This is a genomic window from Streptomyces sp. HPF1205 (assembly GCF_020400825.1).
GTDB lineage: Bacteria > Actinomycetota > Actinomycetes > Streptomycetales > Streptomycetaceae > Actinacidiphila.
Window position 1 is genome coordinate 17212 of the sequence record NZ_JAINVH010000009.1, and the last position, 22211, is coordinate 39422.

Sequence of the window (22211 nt, forward strand, 5' to 3'; positions counted from 1 at the left end):
CCGGGTGCGGGGGCCGGGTGCCGAGCCCGTACCGTTGAAGGCGTGTACCGGTTCCTGTTCAGTCCGCGCTGGCTGGCGGTCAGTGTTCTCGCGCTGCTCGCCGTGCCGTTCTGCGTGTTCATGGGCAGCTGGCAGCTGAGCCGGTTCGAGGTGCGGGTCGATCAGCACAAGTCGGCCAAGCACGACCGCGGCCGACTCGCCGCCGAGGCACCGGTACCGCTGGCGAGCGTACTGGCCAACCCCCGCGCCGCGGTCTCCGGCGACGACTCCGGCCGGGTGGTGAGCGCCACCGGCCGGTATGACACCGGTCACCAATTCCTCGTCCCCGACCGCACACTCGACGGTCACGACGGTTTCTACGTTCTCACCCCTCTCCGGGTCGGCGGCGGCGCCGCGCTCCCCGTCGTCCGTGGCTGGCTGCCCGGCGACGCTTCCGCCGCCGAGCGCTCCCGTTCCGTTCCCGCCGCGCCGACCGGACAGGTCACTGTCACCGGGGCCCTGCAGTACCCCGAGAGCGCCGACAGCAGCGGGGTCTCCGCGGGTGAGGCGCTGCCTTCCGGTCAGCTCGGCTTCATCAATGCGGCTTCCTTGGTCAATGTCCTCCCTTATTCCGTGTACAGCGGCTGGATCACCGCCACCCGTCCGCCCGCCCCGCTGAAGGCGGTGCCCCCGGCGGCACCGCCCAACAGCGGGCTGGACCTGAAGGCGTTCCAGAACCTCGGCTACACCGGGCAGTGGTTCGTCTTCGCCGGCTTCGTGATCTTCATGTGGTTCCGGCTCGTCCGGCGGGAGGCCGAGGCACGGGCGGATGTCGCGCTCGGCCTCGTACCGGACGGGGACGAGGACGGGGACGACCGGGCTGGCCGGACGGCGGACGAGGGCTCAGCCGCCCACGTGGCGTAGGGCGAAGGCCAGCTCCAGCCGGACCTGCTTGATCCGTTCCTCCACGACGAGGGAGCCGTGGCCCGCGTCGTACCGGTACACCTCGTGCGGCTTGTCCAGGACGCGCAGCCGCTCGACGTAGTTGTCGATCTGGCGTATCGGGCAGCGCGGGTCGTTCATGCCCGCGCTGATGTAGACGGGGGCGGCGACCTGGTCGACGTAGGTGAGCGGGGACGACGCCCGGTACCGCTCCGGGACCTCCTGCGGGGAGCCGCCGAAGAAGGTGCGGTCCAGTGACTTCAGCGCCTCCATCTCGTCCTCGTACGCCGTGACGTAGTCCGCGACCGGGACCGCGGCTATGCCCACCGTCCAGGACTCCGGCTGGGTTCCCAGGCCCAGGAGGGTCAGATAGCCGCCCCATGATCCGCCGGTGAGGACGAGTCGGGACGGGTCGGCCAGTCCCGAGGACACGGCCCACTCGCGCACCGCCGCGATGTCCTCGAGCTCTATCAGGCCGACCCGGTGCTTGAGGGCGTCGGTCCACTCCCGGCCGTATCCGGTCGACCCGCGGTAGTTGACCCGTATCACCGCGAAGCCGTGGTCGAGCCAGGCGGCGGGGCCGGCGGCGAAGGAGTCCGAGTCGTGCCAGGTCGGACCGCCGTGGATCTCGAAGACCGTCGGGAAGGGGCCGTTGCCGCCTGCCGGGGGGCGCTGGACGAGCGCGTGGATCCCCCCGCCGGGACCGTCCACCCACACGTCCTCCACCGGCACCGATTCCGGTGCCCGCAATCCCGGGGCCTCCAGGACCACGGTGCCGTCGGTGGACCGGACGGACGGCGGGCACTCGGCCGACGACCACAGGTACTCCACCGTGCCGTCGGGCCGGGCCGTCGCACCGCTGACCGAGCCGGGCGGGGATTCGAGAGGCGCCAGGGAGCCGGTCGCCAGGTCGTACCGGAACATCTGGCTGCGGGCGTGGAAGTCGTGCACCACCAGCAGTGCGGAGCCGTCCGGGTACCACTCGGCGTGGACGTCGCCGGGCAGGTCAATGGCCAGGGGGGTCTCCTCGCCGGTGGCGATGTCCCAAATCATGGGCATCCAGCGGTCGGTGCGCTGGTGGCCGACCAGGAGGCGGGTGTCCCCGGCGACCGGCGCGAAGCCCAGACAGTCAAGGCCGAGCGCGTGACGCCCGCCGTCGGTGTCGTCCAGTTCGGCCACCTTCGATCCGTCCGCGACCCGGACGACCCGAAGGGCGCTGTGCATGGCGTCACCGTGCTCGGTGTGCTCTATGACGACGAGTGTGCCGTCCTCGGACAGGTCGCCGACGCCCGCCGACTCCGCATGCCGGTAGATCTCACGAGGTTCGGCGTCGGGAAGCACCACGTGGACGGAGGTGCCCTCGTCGTCCGTCGAACGGCCGATCACGGCGAGTCCGCCCACGCCCAGCGCGAGGCCGGCCGGGTACGAGGGGGCGAGGCCGGGGGCCGCGGGGATGTCCTCGCCGCCGCCGAACGGCTGCTTCATCCACACGCCGAACTCGTCGCCGTCGGTGTCCGAGAACCACCACACCCACGCGCCGTCGCGGCTCAGTGAGCCGTCCGTCGTGCCGTTCGGCCGGTCGGTGACCTGTCGCCGCCCGCCCGTTGTCCGGTCCCAGGCGTACAACTCGTACGTACCCGTCACGTTGGACACGAACAGGCTGCGGTGCGGGGCGTCCTCCGCCCACTCGGGGAGTCCGACGCGCGGCGCGCGAAACCGCTTCTCCCACTCCGGCATGGAGCCGGCAGTCGGCTTGGACCCGATGGCGGATCCGGTGATCTCGTTCATGCACCCATCATGCTCCGCCGCGACCGGCTCCCGGCAGACGGCCTTCCACGGCCTGTGGAAAACTCCACCGCACTCACAGCCTGTGGATAACTTTTTCGCGAGTCGAGCCGGGCCTGCCATGATCGATCCATGGATTCGACGGATTCGGTTGGGATGGAAGAAATGCTCGAAAAGTTCGGCGAGTGCGGAAAGTGTGACAGATATGAGAAGTATGGAAAGTCGGGAGCGAGTCGGAACCATCAGTCACGCGGGATCGAGCCGTGGACCGGCGGCGAGCGATACGCGCGAGGAGACACAAGGAAAGGAGGAGATGTAGGGACAGGGGGAATGGAAGGGCGAATGGAGAGACCCGAGGATTCAGGCGGCTGGTCCCGCCTGGCCGCGCACCACGACGACCGGGCAGGGGGCGTGCACGGTCACCGAGTGGCTGACGGAGCCGAGCAGGGTCGAGCGGAAAGTGCCGAGGCCGCGAGCGCCCACCACGACGAGGTCGGCACCCTCCGCCCGGTCGAGGACGGCCTGGGCCGCGTTGCCCATCACCACGGTACGGGTGACGCCCCTGGCCTGGTCGGGCGGGAGCGCCGAGTCCACCGCTTCGTCCAGCGCGCGGGTGGCGGGTCCTTCGAAGTCGTAATCGTCCGGGACGGGAAGGCCGGCCCAGCCGTAGGCGCCGGGCAGTTCCCAAGCGATCACGGCTTCGAGGTTCGCCCCGGTCAAGGAAGCCTGGTGAGCCGCCCAGCGCAGTGCCTTGAGCGAGGGTTGGGATCCGTCGACGCCGACGACGATCCTGCCGTGTCCAACGGCGGATTCGCTGGTCGGAGCGGCCGCCGGTTCGCCGGCCGTGTCCACTTGGGGGCCGCCCGCGGGTTCCGGCGTCGGCTCGCCAATCGGTTCGACCATGACCGTCTCCTTACGTGTCGCGTCCCAGGTGCGCGATGAGTAGGGGGTCGGGATGCCCGCCGAGACGCATCGCAAAGCCAAGGCAAGCGGGGGAAAGCGTACTTTTCCCGGCGGCGCGCCGAGGGGTTCCGGCGAACGAGGACCGTCGTTCGCGGGCCCGCCCGGATGCGGTCGGGGACGCTCGGGGCGCTCGGGCCGGACCCCTGCGCCGCACCGTGAGGGGATCCATGCCCCGGTCGCCCTCAAAGCGCTCGGCAATGGCCCGCGGCGGACCGTCGACATGGCGGTGGAGTTCGTGGCATGGATCGGTGCGGTTGCCGGCCTGGTCGGGGTGCTGCTGGGCAGGGTCCTGCACCGCGTCGTCCCCCTGCCGGTCATGCGCCGCGCCGCGGACACCCGGATCCCAGCCGCGGGTATGTCTGCCCTTTGCCTGCCGCGGATGCTCTCCCTGATCGTCGACGGGCTGGTCATCCCCTCGGCCGGGACGCCGCTCCCGGCCAGTTGGGCGGCGCGGATACGGGCGGCGCGGATAGGCGCGGGGTGGATAGGCGCGGATACGGACGGGGTGGATACGGACGGCGGCGGCGCTGCGTACGGAATAGGGTGCGGGGGAGTTCGGGGCGGCGCGGCCCACGGGACGCGCGGGCAGGCGGGTTGACGGCGCGTCGGGTCCGGAAGGCGATGCCGGAGCGCGTGTGCGCGGCATCCGTCCCCGCGCCCGAACGGACATACAAGTCGAACGAGCAGGGGAAGGGAGCGCGGAATGGGCGTGCCCATACGCAGGGCGGGCGAGGCCGACAGGGAGGCGTTGGTCGGGGTGCTGGACGCGGGGTTCTTCCACGACCCCGTGAGCAGTTGGATCTTCCCGCAGGAGGAGTACCGGCGGCGTACGCACAAGGTACTCATGGGCGCCTTCCTCGACATGGCGCTCGGCGAGGGATACGTGGACATGACGGAAGACGCGTCGGCGGTCGCGCTGTGGATGCCCGTGGACGGCCACGATGCCGGCGAGGCGGCGCCGGCCGAGGCCGCGGCGTCCGGAAGCGACGACGCGGCCGCCATGCGGGAGGCGATCGACCCGGCCAACGAACGCATCGAGCAGATCGCCCGTATCACCGGCGCGGCCCATCCCGTGCACGCCCCGCACGACTACCTCATGCTCATCGCGGTCATGCCCGCCCATACCGGCCGCGGCTTGGGCACCGCCCTGCTCACCACCGCCCTCGACCGCCTCGACCGGGCCTCCCGCCCCGCCTATCTCGAAGCCAGTTCCACCCGCAGCCGGGCCCTGTACGAACGCCTCGGCTTCCAACCCATCGGCAGCACCATCCAGCTCCCCGCCGGGCCCCCGATGCACCCCCTTTGGCGGCCCCCGCAGCCGGCCTGACACCGCTGAGGGGAAGCGTCCCTCGGCTCCGGGGCCGACCGTCGCGGCCCCGGGACACGTCACCCGAATCAGGGCCGCGCCGCTCGAATCGGGCGCCGTTACTCCTGGGTGTCCAGATGGCTGTCCTGCTGGCCCGTGTCCTGCTGGCTCGTGTCCTGCTCGTCCGTGTCCTGTCCGTCCGTGCCAGGCGGGGAGGAGTGCCAGCGGAGGGTGACGTCGAGGTGGGTGCCGGCGGTGGTGCTGGCGAGGACACCGCCGAGTTTGGCGTCCAGGACGACGCCGAAGGTGACTTCGATCTCGTCGGGGCGGTGGGCGAGGGCGCGGAAGCCGTCGATCACCTCGGAGGCCGCGGAGGTGACGGGGGACAACGCCTCGCGCAGCGTCTGCTGGGCGGACTCCAGCCGGCCGCCGAGGCCGACCGGCCCGACGCCCGAACGGGCGGGCGGCGCCACGAGGACAGCGGTTCCGTCGGAGAGGGTGAACTGGACGGCATCCGACATGAGGTCCTCCGGGGCGGTGGCGGCAGGGTTCCGTACGTGCGGATCGGGGCGGCCGTCATCCCGGCGAGGCGCACAGGTTGCCGGGCGGCACCGGGGGGCCCTGGCGCTGCGCGTGCTGCACGGCGTCGAGGCCTTTGAGCAGGGCCCCCACCTGGGCGCCGGTGGCGTAGTCGAGGACGGCGCGGTAGAAGGCGGCGGAGACGTCGGGTTGCATCGCGTCGGCGGCACTGAAGCACAGGGTGCGGCCCGAGTGCGGCCGGAGCATCGCCGCGATCTGGCTCTGGGCTGGGGTGCGGTAGTCGGCGGCCGAGACGCGGCTGTCCGCCGAGATGGCGAAGCTCCTGGCCGCGCCCACCCAGGCGCGCTGGCCGTCGGCGCTCGACAGCCAGGCGATGAGCTTGGTGGCGGCCGGGTTGTCCGTGAAGCGCCCGACGAAGTCCGCGGAGACCTCCAGCGGCCGGCCGCGGTCCGGAGCCACGAAGTCGTACGGCTTCTTCGGGTCCGCGGTGGGCGGGAATCCTATGGCGCCCAGGGCGCCATGCGCGAGGGAGCAGGTCGCGGGCGACGTGAACATGCCGGCGGCCGCGCCGGTGAAGTCCTGTTCGGCCGCCGAACGCAGACTGCCCGCCATGAGCGACTGCCATGTCGTCCACGCCTTGCGGATCCGCGGCGACTGCCAGCCCCCCGGCAAGGCCCCGGCGACCCAGTTCGTGTAGTCCGTGCTGTCCTGTTCCAGCAGGATGTCGGCGATCCAGTCGGCCCCCGGCCAGCCGGAGGTCGGACCGGACGCCAGCCCGAGGCACCACGTGCGGGACGACGGACCGGACAGGGCCGCGAGGTCGGTCAGTGTGTCCCGCGGCCTGGAGGTGGTGACCGCGGGGTCGTACCAGAGCAGGCTCTTGACGTCGGCCTTGACGGGGACGGCGTAGACCTTGCCGCCGACGGTGCCGAGGCCGCGGAAGGGCTGTGCGTAGTCCTTCGTCATGGCGGGGTCGAGCGGCCGCAGCCGGGTCTCGGGGGAACCGGTGTTGGCGTAACGGTCGATGGCCCCCACGCTCGGCAGCATCGCCAGGTCCGGCGGGGCGCCGGCGGCGACGGCCGCGTCGAGTTGCTGCGTCTGCGCGCGGGTGATCTCGACGTCGACTGTGATCCCCGTGTCGCCCTCGAACCGCTTGACGGCCGCGTAGAACGCCTGGAACTCGTCGCCGGACCAGGGGACCATGACGGTCACCTCGTCGTGCCCGCCCGACCCGCCGCCGCACGCCCCCACCGCGAGGAGCACACCGAGCGCGACCGCGCACCGGATCAGGCGGCTTACGCGGGCCGTGCGGACCGCCCAGGCCGCCCGGACCGTCCGGGCCGCCCGGGTCAGGCGGGCCACCCGGGCCACCCGGACCGTCCGGGTCAGGCGGACCGTCCGGTCCCACAGCGCCGATCGGGCCCGGCGTGTGCCCGGCCCGGTCGCCGCCGCCGCGGCCGCCCTCCGCGTCGCGCCCCCCGCCGCCCTCATGAGGCCGCCCCCGGCCGGGGGAACCGGTACTCGGCAAGACGCGGGCGGTATGCCAGGTACGCCAGCACCGCGGCGGCGGCGAGCAGCGCCGGCGCGACGGTCAAGGTCACCGGGTGCACCGCACGCGGATGCGCGGCCAGATCGTGGGCGTCGAAACCGACGAGGACAGCCGTGACGACGCCGACACCCGTGCTCACCAGCAGCGCGGACAGCAACCGCCGGCTCGCGGGTCGCCGGAAGTGCCGGGCCAGTACGGAGCCGGTGGCCAGGACGAGCAGCAGCATGACGGCCGACGGCCCGACGAGCAGCGGCCACACGACCGCGGGATCCAGCCACGCCGAGTGGCGCTGCCGGGCCAGCGCATCCTGTTCCAGGGCGTTGAGGTCGGCGAGGGTCTGGATGAGGCCGCCGGTGCGGGCGACCGCTTGGCCGCGGTACGTCTCCTCCGGATGGTTCAGGGCGTCGAGCGTGTCCTTGACGATCTGCCCGCCGAGGTCGGCGGTGGTGGCAGTGCCCGTGCCCGCACGCGTACCCGCATCCGCACCCGTGCCGGTCGGGGCGCTCGTGCCGGTGGACTGCGGCGCGATACGGGAGTAGTCGCGGACCGCGGATTCGGCCAGTTGCAGGCAGGTGGTCAACTGGCCTTGGACGAACTGGAACAGGGTCAGGCCCTGCCGCCCGGCCGCGTTGCCCTCCACGGCCGACGTCAGCTCGGTGTTGATACGGGCGGTGTCGTTGGCGAACTCCGTTCCCGTGCCGATCAGCGCGACCTGGCCGGTGGTGAAGACGGGCTTGAGCGTGGTGTTCGCGGCACGGGCCGCGTCCTGGGCGTTGACGATGTCGTCGATCGCGCGGTCGGTGTGCCGGGCCGCGGCTATCCGGTGGCCGGCCTGCGTCGAGACGACGAGGTACAGCAGCGCCGTGGTCGCCACCATGGCCAGGACGCCCGCCCGCAGCCAGCGCAGCACCCTGGTCGGGTGGGCCTGCCTCACGTCGGCCCACCGGGTGGCGAGCGCGGCGCGCAGGGACCGCCCGACCCCCGAGAAGCCCCTCACGAAGCGTCCACCGGCCCACCGTCACCGGCCCGATCGGAACCCGGAGTCCGGCCGGATCCCTGGGCCCGCCCGGATCCCCCCGCCCGGCTCAACCCCTCGGACTCGCCGGGCCCTTCCGGCGCGGAACCCTCCGCCCCGGCCCCTTGAGCCCCGGCCCCTTGCCCCCCGGCCCCCCCGGCCCCGTCGGCGAACGCGTACCCGCACTCCTCGCAGTGCCGCGGCCTCGCCGCCGTCGTCACGGCATGGCAGCGCGGGCACTCGCGCCGCACCGGGCCGCCGCCCTCCGGCGGGAGCTGGGTCTTGTCGACGGGGTCGGAGTCGGGGGCCCCGGTCCTGGCCGACTCCAGTCCGATGAGCTGGATGTAGCCGCGCGACATGCCCTGGCGTACGCGCGGTCTGCCGTCGGGGCCGATGCTGGACACTTTGCGCAGCAGCGCCAGCCGCTCGGTGTCGCCCAGGATCGCGGCCAGTTCGAGGGCGAGGGCCAGCTCCCGGTCGGCCTCCGGCCACCGCTCGTTCTGGGCGGCGTCGGCGCACGCCCGCATCGCCATGCCCAGTTCGCGAAGGCTCTCGGCCTGGGTGAGGCTCGGCGGCGGGTTGAACCTGAAGTCCGGCGTGGCGCGCCTGCGTACGATCAGTGCCTGCGTGTCGGCGCACGGCTCGCGGCTCGCGTCGGCACGTTCCGCGCGCAGCGTGACGCGGGCGGCGCGCACCTCCTCCTCGACGGGCAGGGCGTCGGGATCGAAACGCAGCGACACGTGGTACTGCCGGTCCTCCGGCGGCCACGCGCCCAGCGGGATGTGGATCTCGCCGTCCCGCTCCTGCCGCTGTCCGGTCAGATCGGCCTCGACGGGCCGGGTCTGGCGGACGAAACCCAGCCGGAACAGGGAGCTCAGGCCCAGCCCCAGGTAGACCCGGGGCACGAGGATACGGCGGGCCTGCTGCATGAGCCGGGTGAAGTCCCCGGTGAGGTCGGAGATCTCCACGACGGCTCGGGCGGTGCCGTGCAACGCCCCTGTGATCCGCAGCAGTTCGTCGTACTGCCAGTCGTCGCCGAGCCCCCGGACGTCGCACACGAACCGGTCGGCGCACGCGGCGAGCGCCTCGTCGAGCTGCTCGGAGGTCTCGTGCTCGTTCTTGCCGTCGGTGTAGAGCACGGCGTGGCGTACGGTGCCGCTCGCGGGCACCGGCGCGGTCGCGAACAGTGCGTCGGCGCGGGTCAGCCACTTCCCGATCGCGGTGCCGCCCCCGGGGAGCTGGACCAGGACGCGGTTCCTGGCCGCCTCCCTGACGGCGGCGTCGACCCGGGCGAGGCCGCCGTCCGGCGGGTAGATCACCTCGGCCTCGTGGTTTCCGGCGACGATCCCCAGGTAGGTGCCGTCCCGCAGGGCGTCGACCGCCGCGCACATCGCGCGTTTCGCCTCGTTCAGCTTGCCGCTGCCCGCCATGGACAGCGACTTGTCCATGATCAGGACCTCGGCGGCCGCCGTTTCGGCCGGCGGGTCCGACGTGGGGCGGGCCCTGATGGTGAGGAGCGCGTCCGCCCGGCTCTCGTCGAACGCCAGGTCCGACGACGCGTCCAACTCGACGGAGAATTCCAGCGGTAATGGTGTCCTGGCCCCCACCTGCACCACCTGACTGTCTTGTCGCACACTCTCTTGCGGCATGCCCCCCTTGCACTTCAGGAGACTAGCGTCCCAGATGTTCCACCGGAACGGGATTGCCCGGTACGGATTGACCGGTAGTGGATTGATCGGTATGGGATCGACCGGTACTGGATCGACCGGTACCGGATTGCCCCGCGGGGGACGGCGACGTACGGGATCCGGCGACCGGCGGACGGCCGGATCCGCCCCGGCGCGCGCCCCAGCGCCGCTTCAGCGGCGGACGCAGCCGGTTGGCCAGGTCGATGAGGGCGACGTAGTCGTGCTCGGTGCGTACGTGGGGGCCGAGCCGGCGAACCGTCTCGGACAGCGCCAGCCGCTCCCGGCCGAGCAGGTGCCCGGGCAGATACCGCGCGTACTGGAGCTCGGCCCGCAGCCCGGCGGCCGAGGCGGGGTCGACGGCCAGCCCGGCCAGCAACTGCTCGGCCCGCGCCAGGTCGTCCGGGGAGGGCGCGGGCGAGCCGGCGGCGACGGTCACCAGCAGGCGTACGGCCGCCACGCGCGCCTCCCGCTCGTACCGGAATTCCTGCGCGAGACGTTCCGCGGTGGCCACCGCCTCCGCGCGGCGGCCGGCCAGCAGGTGGACGCGGGCGAGGCCGAAGCCCGCGGCGCCGAGGGCCGGCGTCGTGCCGAAGACGGTCGCGTAATGCGCCTGGGCGACTTCGAGGTCGCCGGCGAGTTCGGCGCACAGGCCGAGCGCGAGCTGGGGGATCAGCTCGCCCGGCAGGGCGCGGCGCACCTCGGTGAACCTCGCGGTGGCCGTGGCCACGGCGGCGCGCGCCTTCTCACCCGGGTCCGCGCCCCCTGCCCCACTCACGCCCGGGTCCGCGCCCCCTGCCCCACTCACGCCCGCGCCCGGGTCCGCCTCTCCCTCCGCCTCTCCCCCCGTTTCCATGCCGGCCAGCGCGATCAGCCCCGCGTACCACGAACGCAGCCAGTGCCATGTCGGCAACCTGGCGTGGGAGAGGGCGCGTTCGGCCAGCTCAGGGTCCATCCTGCGCAGGGCGAGCCGGCTTTCGGCCAGCGCGCTCTCGGCGGCGTCGCCCAGGTCCGGCTCGTCGGGGTCGCCGAGCGGTGTCGGGAGCGCCACCGCGATGGTCCCTGGTGCCGGTGGGACGAAGGCCGGGGGCAGTACCAGGGCCTCGTCCTCGGTCTGGGTCGCTTCCAGCCAGTGGGACAGGGGGCGCGCGGCCCCCAGCCCGCCGTGCAGCGGCTCCGCCATCGAGCCGAACAGCGCCGACAGCCGGGTCACCTGGCGCAGCGTCGGCGGCGCCGCCACCACCTGCCGTATCACCCCGCTGAGCTGCTCACCGAACTGGCGCGCCGAGGAGAACCTGCGGCTGGGCACCGCCGTGTCGGTGGCGCGCTTGATCAGCAGGTGCAGCGAGTCGATGCCGGGCGCGGTGCGCTCGCGCAGATGCGAGCGGCACACCTCCTCCAGCGTCGTGCCGAGGCAGAACAGGTCGAAGCCGGGCGTGGGGTCGAGGTGCTCCCTGTCCTCGGGCGGAGGCGCGTACAGGGGGGTGTAGGCGGTGACCGGTCCCTTGTCCTTCGTCAGCGACCGCACCGAGCCGAAGTCGATCAGCCGCACCCGGTCGCGGGCACCGGCGGAGTTCTCCTCCTTGAAGCGGATGATGTTCACCGGCTTGACGTCGCAGTGCAGCAGCCCCCTGGAATGCAGGTAGTCCAGCGCCTGGAGGATGCGGAGGCCGTGCGCGAGGAGGTGTTCGAGCCGGTCACCCGGGCGCGCGGCGAGCGGCACTCCGGGGATGTACTCCAGCACCAAGTGCGGGCCCTCCGCCTCGTAACCAAGGATGCGGACGATGCTGTCGTGCCGCAGGCCCACCAGGACGTTCCGCTCGTACAGGGCGGTCCTGGCCACGGAGGTGTTGCCCAGCTTCTTCAGCACCACGTCCGTGGCGAGGTTGCGGTCGTGGGCGAGGTACGCGGCGCCGTACGCGCCGGCGCCGAGGTAGCGCTCGACCTCGTACCGCTCGGCGATGACCAGGCCGAGGAGCTGGGTGAAGTCGAACGGGGTTCCGCAGGTGGGGCAGAAGCCGGAGGTACGGCCGGGCACCCCGTCGTGGCCGCGCCCGACCGGCGCCCCGCAGGCCGGGTTGCCGCAGAAGCGGTGCTCCTCGGCGACCGGGCCTGACTGCTGCGCGGGGGTCTCGGCGCCGGGCGGCCCGGCCGGTCCGGGCGGTTCCGGCGGCCCGGGCGTGTCGGCGAGGTCGAGCCCGTACCACGGGTCGGGGCGTACGTTGGCCACGCCGATGCTGACGTCGTGCCGGCCGGTGGGCGACCCCGTGCCGGAGCCTGTGCCGCGGCCCGTCCTTCGCGTGCCGCCGAGGCCGGGCCCGTTCCCCGGACCGCTCACCGCCCGTCCGTATGTCGAGCCGCTCGCCGAGCCGCTCGTCGAGCCGCTCCCCCTGCCGTTCCCCGCCCCGTTCCCCTTGCCGGGGACCGCCCCGCTCCCCGCGCCGCCACCGGCCCCCTCCCGCGGGCCCGGCACCTGCCGCAGCGGCTTGCGGCCGCACGCGCTGCAGAAACCCCCGTCGATCACACCCCGCCCGCAGTCCGGGCGGTCACACCTGTCGGCGGCCTCAGACGTCGGCATCGGCCTCCCCCTCCTCACCCTCGATGCGGCGGTTGACCGCGTCGCTGAAGCGCCTGATCCGGCGGCGCGCGGCCCGCAGGTCTATCGGCGGGGTCTGCGACTCGCGCGCGGCGGCCGTGTAGAGCTCCCCGAGCTCCGCGTCCTCGTCGCCGAAGTGCCGCGCGGCCCGCACCCGCTGCAGCTCCAGGGTCTTGCGCAGGTCCTCCAGCGCCGTGATCATCTGCCGCAGGTCCTCCTGGAAGGCGGTCGCACGGGCGAGGGCCGAGTCCGCGCGGGAACGGATCGCGGCGAGTTCGTGCTCCTGCCCGGTGCCCCGGGACACGGCCAGGCGCAGGCGTAACCGGGGCGCGACGGCGGTCGGCGCCCGTGGCGCGGTCAGGAACGTCAGGCCGTACTCGGCCTGCAGCAAGGCGGCGGCCTCCTCCTCGGCGGCCAGGTCGCGTACGGCGGCCTCGGCCGCGTCCAGGGTGACGCCGCCTTTCCCGGCGTCCGCCGGAAGCTGCTCGGGATCCAGCGCCACCTCGTACGACAGCCCCGCCGGCGGCCGGCCCTCGAAGCCCAGGACGAGCCGCAGACCGCGCGACCTGGCGCCGCGGGCCAGCCGCGCGAGCATCCTCCGTACGAGCGCGTCCGGGTCCTCGGCCAGGTCGACGCCGCCGACCACCAGGCACGCGGGCGGACGGCGGCGCAGCATCTGGTTGACGACGTCGGTGTCCGTGCCGCCGGCCAGCCCGAACCTGCCGACGAGGTACGAACGCAGGTCCTCGACGCCTTTGCCGCGGGCGTCGTACGCCGCGTCGATCGCGCCCAGGCCGAGGACGGTGTCGCGCGGCTGGGCGGTGAGCTCGGCGTCGGACAGGCCGACCCTGGCCGCGGGGTCGGCGGTCCCCACCAGGCGTACCAGCCACGAACTGCCCGCGCCCGTCGCGCCCCCGGTGCCGACCACCACCGTGCCCGCCCACTTGCCGCCGAGCAGGCGGGTGAGCTCCTGGGTGAGCGCCAGCCGCAGCGAGTCGCCGAGCACGTCCTCGCCGCCGTCGCCGCCCTCGCCCTCACGCGGCGGGCCGCCGCCCGATCCCAGGTCGTTGCCGGGACTGCCGTCGGTGACCCGTTCGATCTCCGGCAGGTAGCGCTCGATGGTCTCGGCCGACAGCATCCAGGCGGCGCGGGCACCCCCGTCCACGAAGTCGGCGACCACGATGCCGATCACGCGGCCCTTGAACTCGCCTTCCGTGAGCGTCACCCCGGCCCCCGAGTAGCCCGGCTCGATCCAGGGGCCGCCCGGCCGCACCTGGTTGAGCAGCACCCACTCCCCTTCGCGGCCCCCGGCCGGCCCCAGCTCCGCCTCCGCCCCCATGCCGATGTCCCGGGAGGCGTACGGAAAGCCGTACGCGCTCACCCGCCCGCCGGACACGGGTGCCCGCCGCAGTGTCGTGCGGGTACCGCAGTCGGCCGGGTCGTCGAGCCGCAGCAGCGCCACGTCACCGCGCTGCGTGCCCATCTCGTGCACCCAGGAGTCGGGCGAGACCCGCGCCGTGCGCGTCCACTCCGGCCTGCACGCGACGCTGGTGATCCGCAGGTGCGGCGCCCGCCCCCCGGGCTCGGCCCCCGCGTCCCGCACCACGTGCGCACACGTCAGGACATGCCGGTCGTCCAGCAGGACGCCCGCCCCGCACACGGTCCCGTCCGCGTCGTCCACCCTGACCCGCCAGGGGTCCTCCGTGTGGTGATGCCCCATCCCGCCACCGTATTACGGTATGCGGCCAACCTCTCCCGGCCTGTGGAAAACCCGCCCTGCGGGTTGCCCGGGGCGATCTACAGTTGATGTCAGTACTCGTCACCTGGTGACCCGAGAAGGAGCAGAGGACTCAACGGAAATGGCGACCGAGACGTTCGAGTTCCAGGTGGAAGCCCGTCAGCTTCTGCAGATGATGATTCACTCGATCTACTCCAACAAGGACGTGTTCCTTCGCGAGCTGATCTCCAACGCCTCCGACGCGCTGGACAAGCTGCGGCTGGAGGCACTGCGGGACGATGCGCCGGGCGCGGACGTGTCCGACCTCCACATCGCCCTGGAGGCGGACCCGCGGGCCCGTACGCTCACGGTCCGCGACAACGGGATCGGCATGTCCCGCGACGAGGTGGTCGAACTCATCGGCACCATCGCCAACTCCGGTACGGCGGCCTTCCTGCGGGAGCTGAAGGAGGCCGGGGACGGCGCGGCCGCGGAGGGGCTGATCGGGCAGTTCGGTGTCGGCTTCTACTCCAGCTTCATGGTCGCCGAGGAGGTCACGCTGCTGACCCGGCGCGCGGGCGAGAAGCAGGGCACCCGCTGGACGTCCAGCGGCGAGGGCACGTACACGGTGGAGACCGTCGACGACGCGCCGCAGGGCACCTCGATCCTGCTGCGCCTGAAGCCCGAGGACGCCGAGGACCAGCTCCACGACTACACCTCGCCGTGGAAGCTGCGGGAGATCGTCAAGCGGTACTCGGACTTCATCACCTGGCCGATCCGGATGGTGCCGCGGCCGGCGGACAGCGCCGGCGCGGGGGAGACCGGGGAAGCCGCGGACGACGCGGAGACCGCGGAGGACGGGGAGAGCGGTGCCGCGCCCGCCGAACCCGAGACCCTCAACTCGATGAAGGCCCTGTGGGCCCGCTCGCGCGACGAGGTCACCGACGACGAGTACCACGAGCTGTACAAGCACATCAGCCACGACTGGAGCGACCCGCTGGAGACCATCCGCCTGCAGGCGGAAGGCACCTTCGAGTACCAGGCGCTGCTGTTCATCCCTTCCCACGCGCCCCAGGACCTGTTCCTGCAGGGCTACAAGCGCGGTGTCCAGCTCTATGTGAAGCGCGTCTTCATCATGGACGACTGCGAAGCACTGATGCCGCCCTACCTGCGGTTCGTCAAGGGTGTCGTGGACGCGGCGGACCTGTCGCTCAACGTGTCCCGCGAGATCCTGCAGCAGGACCGTCAGATCCAGCTGATGCACCGCCGGCTGGCGAAGAAGGTGCTCTCGACGGTGAAGGACATGATGTCCGCGCACCCCGAGCGGTACGCCACCTTCTGGCACGAGTTCGGCCGTGTCGTGAAGGAGGGACTGCTGAGCGACGCGGAGAACCGCGACGCCATCCTGGGCGTGTCCTCCTTCGCCACGACCCACGATGCCGAGCAGCCGACCACGCTCGCGCAGTACGTGGAGCGCATGAAGGAGGGCCAGGAGCACATCTACTACCTGACGGGCGAGTCCCGGCAGGCCATCGAGAACTCGCCGCACATGGAGGCGTTCCGGGACCGCGGCGTCGAGGTGCTGCTGCTGACCGACCCGGTCGACGAGGTGTGGGTCGACACGGCCCCCGCGTTCGACGGCAAGGAGTTCCGTTCCGTCGCCAAGGGCGACGTCGACCTCGGCACCAAGGAGGAGAAGGAGGCGGCGGACACCGAGCGGGAGAAGCAGCGCGAGGAGTTCGCGGGCGTGCTGGCCTGGATGACCGAGCGGCTGAGCGACCACGTCAAGGAGGTCAGGCTCTCCTCGCGCCTCACCGTCTCGCCCGCGTGCGTCGTCTCGGACACGTACGACGCGACCCCGGCGCTGGAGAACCTCTACCGGGCCATGGGCCAGGAGATCCCCCGCGCCAAGCGGATCCTCGAACTGAACCCGAAGCACCCCCTGGTGACCGCCCTCAACCGCACTCACGGCGAGCGCCCGGACGACCCCGCCCTGGCCGAGACGGCCGAACTCGTCCACAATCTCGCCCTCCTCGCGGAAGGCAGCGAGCCGACCGACCCGGCCCGCTTCGTCAAGCTGATGTCCGACCGCCTCGAACGCACCCTGTGACCCGCCCCCCGCGGGCGCCGGCCATCCCCGGCCCGGCGCCCGCGGGGCTCAGGCCTCTCGGCCGCGGGCCGTCACGCGCATGCGCAGTCCGTAGGGAGCCAGCATCGTCTTCACGACCGGACGCAGCGGCTGGTCGTCGGCCGGGCGCAGGGTCCAGCGGGAAGCGATCGCCGCCAGGGTGAGGACGGCCGTCGCGGTGCCGAAGCGGTTGCCGATGCACTTGCGGGCGCCCGCGCCGAAGGGGAAGTACGCCTCTTTGTCGGTCCGGGAGCCGAGCCACCGGTCCGGGTCGAAGCGGTCGGGGTCGTCGTAGAGGTCGGGGCGGCGGTGGATGAGGTAGGGGCTCCAGCCGATCATGGTCTTGGCGGGGAGTTCGTACCCGCCCAGGTCGGTGTCGGCGGTGACGATGCGGCTGCCGAGCCACGTGGGGGTGTAGAGCCGCAGCGCCTCGGAGATCACGCGATCGGCCAGCTTCAGCTCCGGCAGGTGCGCGAAGGTGAGCGGGCCGCCGGCCAGGACCTCGTCGACCTCGGCGTGCAGGCGCTCCTCGATCTCCGGGTGCGTGGCGATCAGGTACAGCGCCCAGGCCAGTGCCGGGCCGGCGGCGTCGGATCCGGCGAAGATGTTGACGACCTGTTCGGCCACCTCCTCGTCGCTCAACGCCCGTTCCTCGGGATCGCTCTCGGGATCCTGCGCGTCCAGCAGCGAGGCGAGCAGGTCGGCGTGGTCGCCGCCGTCGAGGCGGCGCGCGGCGATGATGTCGCGGACCGTGTCCCACATTCCGTCGCGGGCCTGCCGGAAGCGGCGGTTCGCGGGGAGCGGCAGCCGGCCCAGGACCGGGGGCATGACCATCAGCCAGAACGCGGGTTGCGCCACGGCCCTGAAGTCCTGTGCGAGGTCTCGTGAGACCCGGGGGAGTGAGGTGCCGAACATGGTCTGTGCGACGACTCGCATGACCAGCGTCGACATCGCGCCGGTCACGTCGATCACCTGGCCGTCGTGCCAGGAGTCGGCCACCGCGGTGCAGGAGGCCGCCATCGGCTCCCCGTAGACGGGCATGCGGTCGCGGTGGAAGGCCGGCTGGCACAGCCGGCGCTGGCGCCTGTGCTTGCTGCGCGGGCAGGTGCCGAGCCCCTCGCCGACGAGCTTGCGGGCCCGGTCCATGACCGGTCCGCCCATGTCGAAGGTGCGGTCGTCCAGCAGCACCTGGCGGGTGAGCCCGGGGTCGCACACCATGACGACCGGCAGCGGGCCCAGGCGCAGCTTCACCAGGCTGCCGTACGCGGGCAGCGACGACAGGAACCCCAGGGGGTCGCGCAGAAGCGGTACCGCGTGTCCCAGAAAGGGCACGGAGTTCCCCGCGACCGGAATCGTCGCGGGCGTCTTTGTCGCAGTACCCATTCCGCTTCCTTTCGGGTGCCGTGCGGTGGGCCGTCGTGACCCGGCCCCGGCGGGTGGCCTTTTGACGAGTGTGGCGCTTGGCCGGGCCCGCCGTATCACGCGACGAACCGCGCGAACGGCACTGGTTTTCGGGGCGGTTTCCGCCCCCGTTCGCCCCCGTTCCCACCGGGCGGCGCGTTCGATCCCGCGTGAACGCGTAGTATTCGACAGCGGGCCGCGGTCCGCAGAATTCGAATTCTTCCGCGGTGACGAGTGCGAGTTTGAACGCCGCGGACCGTGCGCAGCATGGCGGGTATGAATGGAATCGACTGCACCAGGAATTCGCGTGGGACGGCGTCGATGCCCGCCGATACCACCGGCGTCGGGCCCGAAAGCCCCTGCGCCCCGCCATTGATCGCGCCATTGATCGCGCCGCTGCTCCCGCCGCCGTCCGTGCCGCCGGTCCAGCCGCCGTCCGCGCCCCGCTCCGTGCTCCGCGGCCGGCGCCAGGACACGGGCCGCCGGTCATGAGCGCCGACGCCGTGGCGGTGCTGGGCACCGGACGCATGGGCGGCGCGATCGCCGGGGCGCTGCTGGCGGCGGGCCACCGGACCACCGTGTGGAACCGCTCACGCGACAGGACGGGACCGCCGGCCGAAGCGGGGGCGACCGTGGCCGACACCCCGGCCACGGCAGCGGCCGCCGCGCCTCTGGTGATCCTCTGCGTGAAGGACGACCGGGCCGCCCGGGAAGTCATGGCGGGCGTGGGATCCGCCATCGCGGGCCGCACCCTGGTCAACATGACCACCAGCACTCCCGAAGCGGCCCACGCGGCCGCCGCCTGGGCCGCGGGGCACGGCGCGGAGTACCTGGGTGGTGCCGCGATGACCGACTACCGCCTGATCGGCGGGCCGCAGACGCATCTCCTGTACTCGGGCCCGTCCGAGGTGTTCGACCGGCACAAGGCGACCCTGCTCACGCTGGGCGGGGGTGCCCGCTACGTGGGGGCCGATCCGGCCGTGGCGGCGCTGTTCGACATGGCGATGAACAGCTTGTACTTCGAATTCTGGATCGGCTACCTGCACACGTTGGCCATGGTGCGCCGCGAGGGGGTCGCCGCATCGCAATTCGCTCCGGTGGTGGCGCGCACGATCGGTGAGATCCCGCCCCTGATGCCGATGATCGCCGAACAGGCCGACCACGGCGACTACGATCCGGCGACCCAGGGAACCGTGGCCGAACTCGCCGCGCTGACGCGAACGGTGATCGAGGTGCGCGGATCGCGCGCCGTCGACACCGAACGGCTGGAGCACCTCGCCTCGCTGCTCGACCGCCGCATCCGCGACGGCCACGGCGAGCAGGGGCCGACGAGCCTCATCGAAACGATCGAGGAGATCACGGCGGGTGGCGGCGCCGCGCGGCAGGAGGTCCACGGATGAGCACACCGGGTTCCACCACCGCCGGCGTCCCCCCGCAGGGCCCCGCCCCCGCCCCGGAGTCGATCGGGGCCCTGTTCGACGACGTGGCGGCTCCCTACCACCGGATCGCCGAGTGGATGAGCCGGGCCCCCGGGCTCCACGAGTGGCTCGGCTCCGCACTCGCTCCCGGCGGCCGCCGGGCGATCGACGTCGGATGCGGCACCGGACGCTTCTGCCCGCTGCTGGCCGAGCACTACGAGGAGGTGCTCGGCGTCGACGTGGCCGACGTCATGCTCGACATCGGCCGGCGCGACCACTCCCGCCCCAACGTCCGCTACGAGAAGCGCGGCGCCCATGACGTCACCGCCGAGCGGGACGGGCGGTTCGACCTCGTCTTCTCCTACAGCGCCGTCTTCCACATGCGGCCGTACGACCGGATTCTTCCGCATCTGCGGTCGCTGCTGGCTCCCGGCGGGCGGCTGATCGTCTTCGAGCCCGAGCGGAACGCGGGGCACGAGCGCAAGGGCGAGGACGCGGACTGGCTGACCGACGTGGCGTTCCGGAACGCCCGGACGGCGTACACGATGACCGGCAGCGTCGAGGCGGCGACCGACGTGCTGAACCTGTTCTTCCACCCGAGCTGGCAGGAGTTGTGCCGGCACAGCTCGGTGCCGAGCCGCGAGGAGTTCCGCGAGGCGTTCTCCTCCTGGTTTCCCGGGGTCGAGTTCGTCGACGGGGTCGTTCCCGCGATGGTGGTGGCACGCTGGCAGGCCCCGCGGACCCCGGCCCCGCCGCACACGCCGACCCCGGGTCCGACCCCGGCTCCGGCTTCGACGCCGCCATCGCCTCCGCCCCCGACCTCCTGACAGTCGCCGACACGGCCGCGGGCGGCTTCGACGCCGCCCGCGGCCGTGGTCCGTGTCAGCGCCCCGAACCGGGTGTCCACCGGGAGAACTGCCGCAGCCCGTACAGCAGTGGCACGTCGGCGCGGCAGTCGGCGCTGGTCACCGTCCCGAGGACGAGGGTGTGGCTGCCGAACGGGGACATGGCGGTGACGCGGCACTCGGCCACCGCGAAGGCGTCCCGCACGAGCCAGGGCAGTCCGGCCGGGCCCAGCGGCTCCCAGCGGACCCGGGCGAACCGGTCCTCGACCGGAGCGGAGAAGGTCCGCGCGGCGCGCCGGGCGCGGGAGTGCAGCAGGTTCACCGCGAAACGGCCGCCGGTGCGTATCGCCGCCAGGGTGCCGCTGCCGGTCGTCAGGCATACCAGCAGCGTGGGCGGAGTGAGCGTCACGCTGCACAGGGACGAGCAGGTGGCACCGCGCGGCTGCCCGAGCCGGTCCACGGCGGTCACCACGGCGACGCCCGTCGGGAAGGCGCTCATCAGCGCCCTGTAGTCGTCCACGGGCACCGAGCCGGCGTCCCCGGCGTCGCCGTAACCGGCGTCCACAGCACCGGGTTCCGCGGAGTCCGCGGAGTCCGCGGAACCCGCCTCAGCGGAGCCGGAACCCGCCTCAGGGGAGCCGGAACCCGCCGACGCCGTGGACGCCGAACCGATGCCCGCCAGAGGTGTTCCGGGCGTCATGTGCGGTGGAGGAGCCGCAGGGACTCGTAGGCGGAGGGGAGGGCGCCGGGCAGTTCCCGCTGCTCCCGCTTCACCCGCTCGAACAGGTGCCGGGCGCTCTCGGCCGCGTCGTCGCGGTGCATCAGGACCGGCAGCGGGTGGTCCGGTTCCAGGCCGAGGCCGGCGAAGATGGAGTAGTAGCTCCCGTTGTTCCAGAAGTTGCGGAACTCGACCTCGAAGCTCCCGTAGTACTGGCTCGCCGTACTGAACGGGGGGTTGACCGGCAGGCCCGCGCGGTACATCGCGATCTTCTCGCTGATCCGGTCGCCGAGGCGCAGCTCCTTGTTGGCCCGCCAGAACGCGGTGTCCTCACGCGGCGCCAGCGCGAAGTGCGCCTGGATGAAGTCGCGTGTGTCGTCGAACATCGTCTCGATCTCCGCGTTGAAGCGGTCGGCCAGAATGCTGTCGAACCGCTTGTCCGGGAAGTGTTTGACCAGTTGGTACAGCGCGGCGTAGACGAAGTAGATCCCGGTCGACTCCAGGGGTTCGAGGAAGCAGGACGAAAGGCCGATGCCGACCACGTTCTTGACCCACGCCCGGCGGTTGCGGCCGACGCGGAAGCGGACGTGGTTGAGGTGCCCGGACACTTCCTCGGGGTCGATTCCCCAGAGCCGGCAGAAGTCCACGGTGGCCTCGTCCTGGGTGGCGAACCGGTCGGAGTAGACGTATCCCGTGCCGAAGCGGCCGAGCATCGGGATCTTCCAGGTCCAGCCCGCCTTCATCGCGATGGCGGAGGTGTACGGCTCGACGCCGTTCTTCTCGTCGTCATGGGGCAGGGCGTAGGCCACCGCGCTGTTGCACAGCAGGTGGTCGTTCATGTCGATGAAGGGCTCCGCGAGGGCTTTGTTGATGAGCAGTCCGCGAAAGCCCGAGCAGTCGATGAACAGGTCGGCGTCGAGGCAGGCGCCGCTCCTGGTGGCGAGCGAGGTGACGAACCCCCGCTCGTCCCGGTGCGCCGCCACCATCTCGTCCTGGACGTGGCGGACCCCCAGCGCGCGGGTCGCGTGGCGGCGCAGGAAGTCCGCGACCAGGTGCGCGTCGAAGTGCCAGGCGTAGTTGGTGACGGGCCGGCCGTCGTGGTCCCGCGGGGCCTTGTGCCCGTCCATCAGAGCGATGACGGGGAAGCACGCGTAGTCGAAGGGTTCGTCGGTGAGGCCGCGGTGGCGGTCGCGGACCCAGTAGTGCGACAGCGGCAGGCCCTCGTGCTCCGGCAGGATGCCGAAGGGGTGGTGAAAGTGGTCGGGGCGGCCGTTCAGGTCGCGGGCGTGCGGCTCTCCGGGACCGGGGGTGCGCCAGTTGATGAACTTCACGGCCATCTTGTACGACGCGTTGCATTCGGGCATCCATTCCTCCTCGGAGAGCCCGAGGAAGTCGAAGAACACCTTTTGCAGGTTGGGGATCGTGGCCTCTCCGACTCCGATTCTGGGAATGGACGGCGCTTCCAGTACGGTGACGGTGACGGTGTCGCCCAACGCCTTCGCCAGATAGGCGGCGGACATCCAGCCCGCGGTCCCGCCCCCGAGGATGACGATTTTTTTGATCCGCTGGTCCATGACGGAAACCCCCTGAGGTCCTCTGATTCTCGGATCCCGGCCAACGGTAG

General features: G+C 72.3%; 17 protein-coding genes. 6 read left to right on the forward strand and 11 right to left on the reverse strand.

Annotated features, from left to right (window positions below; genetic code table 11):
- Positions 1–42 precede the first annotated feature (42 nt).
- On the forward strand, positions 43–903 hold the full coding sequence (locus tag K7G61_RS12425; protein WP_225846826.1) for an SURF1 family protein: 861 nt from the start codon (positions 43–45) through the stop codon (positions 901–903).
- Here K7G61_RS12425 and K7G61_RS12430 read toward each other — a convergent pair.
- Together K7G61_RS12430 and K7G61_RS12435 are read right to left on the reverse strand one after the other, a co-directional pair.
- Complete coding sequence (locus K7G61_RS12430) at positions 883–2709, reverse strand: prolyl oligopeptidase family serine peptidase (RefSeq protein ID WP_225846827.1); 1827 nt, start codon at positions 2707–2709, stop codon at positions 883–885. The genes K7G61_RS12425 and K7G61_RS12430 overlap by 21 nt on opposite strands.
- A 357-nt stretch (positions 2710–3066) precedes the next feature.
- Positions 3067–3609: a universal stress protein gene (locus K7G61_RS12435; protein WP_263984284.1), complete on the reverse strand. Its 543-nt coding sequence runs from the start codon at positions 3607–3609 to the stop codon at positions 3067–3069.
- A 280-nt stretch (positions 3610–3889) separates the two neighbouring features.
- Between K7G61_RS12435 and K7G61_RS12440 the strand changes: the two genes are divergently transcribed.
- The gene (locus K7G61_RS12440; protein WP_225846828.1) at positions 3890–4267 is read left to right on the forward strand and encodes a hypothetical protein; all 378 of its coding nucleotides are present in this window, start codon (positions 3890–3892) and stop codon (positions 4265–4267) included.
- 105 nt (positions 4268–4372) lie between these two features.
- Positions 4373–4996 carry an N-acetyltransferase gene (locus tag K7G61_RS12445; RefSeq protein WP_225846829.1) on the forward strand — a complete coding sequence of 208 codons (624 nt, stop codon included), beginning with the start codon at positions 4373–4375 and terminating at the stop codon, positions 4994–4996.
- Between the two features lie 98 nt (positions 4997–5094).
- On the opposite strand, the gene K7G61_RS12450 is transcribed toward K7G61_RS12445, so the two are convergent.
- The 6 genes from K7G61_RS12450 to K7G61_RS12480 all read right to left on the reverse strand — a co-directional run bounded on the left by K7G61_RS12450 (position 5095) and on the right by K7G61_RS12480 (position 14080).
- The gene (locus K7G61_RS12450; protein WP_225846830.1) at positions 5095–5496 is read right to left on the reverse strand and encodes a CU044_2847 family protein; all 402 of its coding nucleotides are present in this window, start codon (positions 5494–5496) and stop codon (positions 5095–5097) included.
- A 55-nt stretch (positions 5497–5551) separates the two neighbouring features.
- Positions 5552–6877 carry an ABC transporter substrate-binding protein gene (locus K7G61_RS12455; protein ID WP_225846831.1) on the reverse strand — a complete coding sequence of 442 codons (1326 nt, stop codon included), beginning with the start codon at positions 6875–6877 and terminating at the stop codon, positions 5552–5554.
- Between the two features lie 125 nt (positions 6878–7002).
- On the reverse strand, positions 7003–8061 hold the full coding sequence (locus tag K7G61_RS12460) for a hypothetical protein (protein WP_225846832.1): 1059 nt from the start codon (positions 8059–8061) through the stop codon (positions 7003–7005).
- On the reverse strand, positions 8058–9713 hold the full coding sequence (locus tag K7G61_RS12465) for a VWA domain-containing protein (protein ID WP_225846833.1): 1656 nt from the start codon (positions 9711–9713) through the stop codon (positions 8058–8060). Before K7G61_RS12465 ends, K7G61_RS12460 begins: the two co-directional genes overlap by 4 nt.
- Positions 9714–9750: 37 nt before the next feature.
- Positions 9751–12102, reverse strand: a complete 2352-nt coding sequence (locus K7G61_RS12470) for a tetratricopeptide repeat protein (RefSeq protein ID WP_225846834.1) — start codon at positions 12100–12102, stop codon at positions 9751–9753.
- Between the two features lie 226 nt (positions 12103–12328).
- Positions 12329–14080: a serine protease gene (locus K7G61_RS12480; protein WP_225846835.1), complete on the reverse strand. Its 1752-nt coding sequence runs from the start codon at positions 14078–14080 to the stop codon at positions 12329–12331.
- Positions 14081–14219: 139 nt separating this feature from the next.
- Here K7G61_RS12480 and htpG point away from each other — a divergent pair, with 139 nt between their 5' ends.
- Complete coding sequence (gene htpG / locus K7G61_RS12485) at positions 14220–16187, forward strand: molecular chaperone HtpG (protein ID WP_225846836.1); 1968 nt, start codon at positions 14220–14222, stop codon at positions 16185–16187.
- Between the two features lie 48 nt (positions 16188–16235).
- On the opposite strand, the gene K7G61_RS12490 is transcribed toward htpG, so the two are convergent.
- Positions 16236–17588: a cytochrome P450 gene (locus tag K7G61_RS12490; protein WP_225846837.1), complete on the reverse strand. Its 1353-nt coding sequence runs from the start codon at positions 17586–17588 to the stop codon at positions 16236–16238.
- 506 nt (positions 17589–18094) lie between these two features.
- Between K7G61_RS12490 and K7G61_RS12495 the strand changes: the two genes are divergently transcribed.
- Together K7G61_RS12495 and K7G61_RS12500 are read left to right on the forward strand one after the other, a co-directional pair.
- Positions 18095–19006 carry an NAD(P)-binding domain-containing protein gene (locus K7G61_RS12495; protein WP_225846838.1) on the forward strand — a complete coding sequence of 304 codons (912 nt, stop codon included), beginning with the start codon at positions 18095–18097 and terminating at the stop codon, positions 19004–19006.
- Positions 19003–19851, forward strand: coding sequence for a bifunctional 2-polyprenyl-6-hydroxyphenol methylase/3-demethylubiquinol 3-O-methyltransferase UbiG (locus tag K7G61_RS12500; protein WP_225846839.1), 849 nt, complete (start codon positions 19003–19005; stop codon positions 19849–19851). Before K7G61_RS12495 ends, K7G61_RS12500 begins: the two co-directional genes overlap by 4 nt.
- Before the next feature lie 55 nt (positions 19852–19906).
- Here K7G61_RS12500 and K7G61_RS12505 read toward each other — a convergent pair whose 3' ends face one another.
- Positions 19907–20434, reverse strand: coding sequence for a flavin reductase family protein (locus tag K7G61_RS12505; RefSeq protein ID WP_225846840.1), 528 nt, complete (start codon positions 20432–20434; stop codon positions 19907–19909).
- A gap of 131 nt (positions 20435–20565) precedes the next feature.
- A complete protein-coding gene (locus tag K7G61_RS12510; protein WP_225846841.1) occupies positions 20566–22161 on the reverse strand; it encodes a tryptophan halogenase family protein in 1596 nt (531 codons plus the stop codon).
- Positions 22162–22211 lie beyond the last annotated feature (50 nt).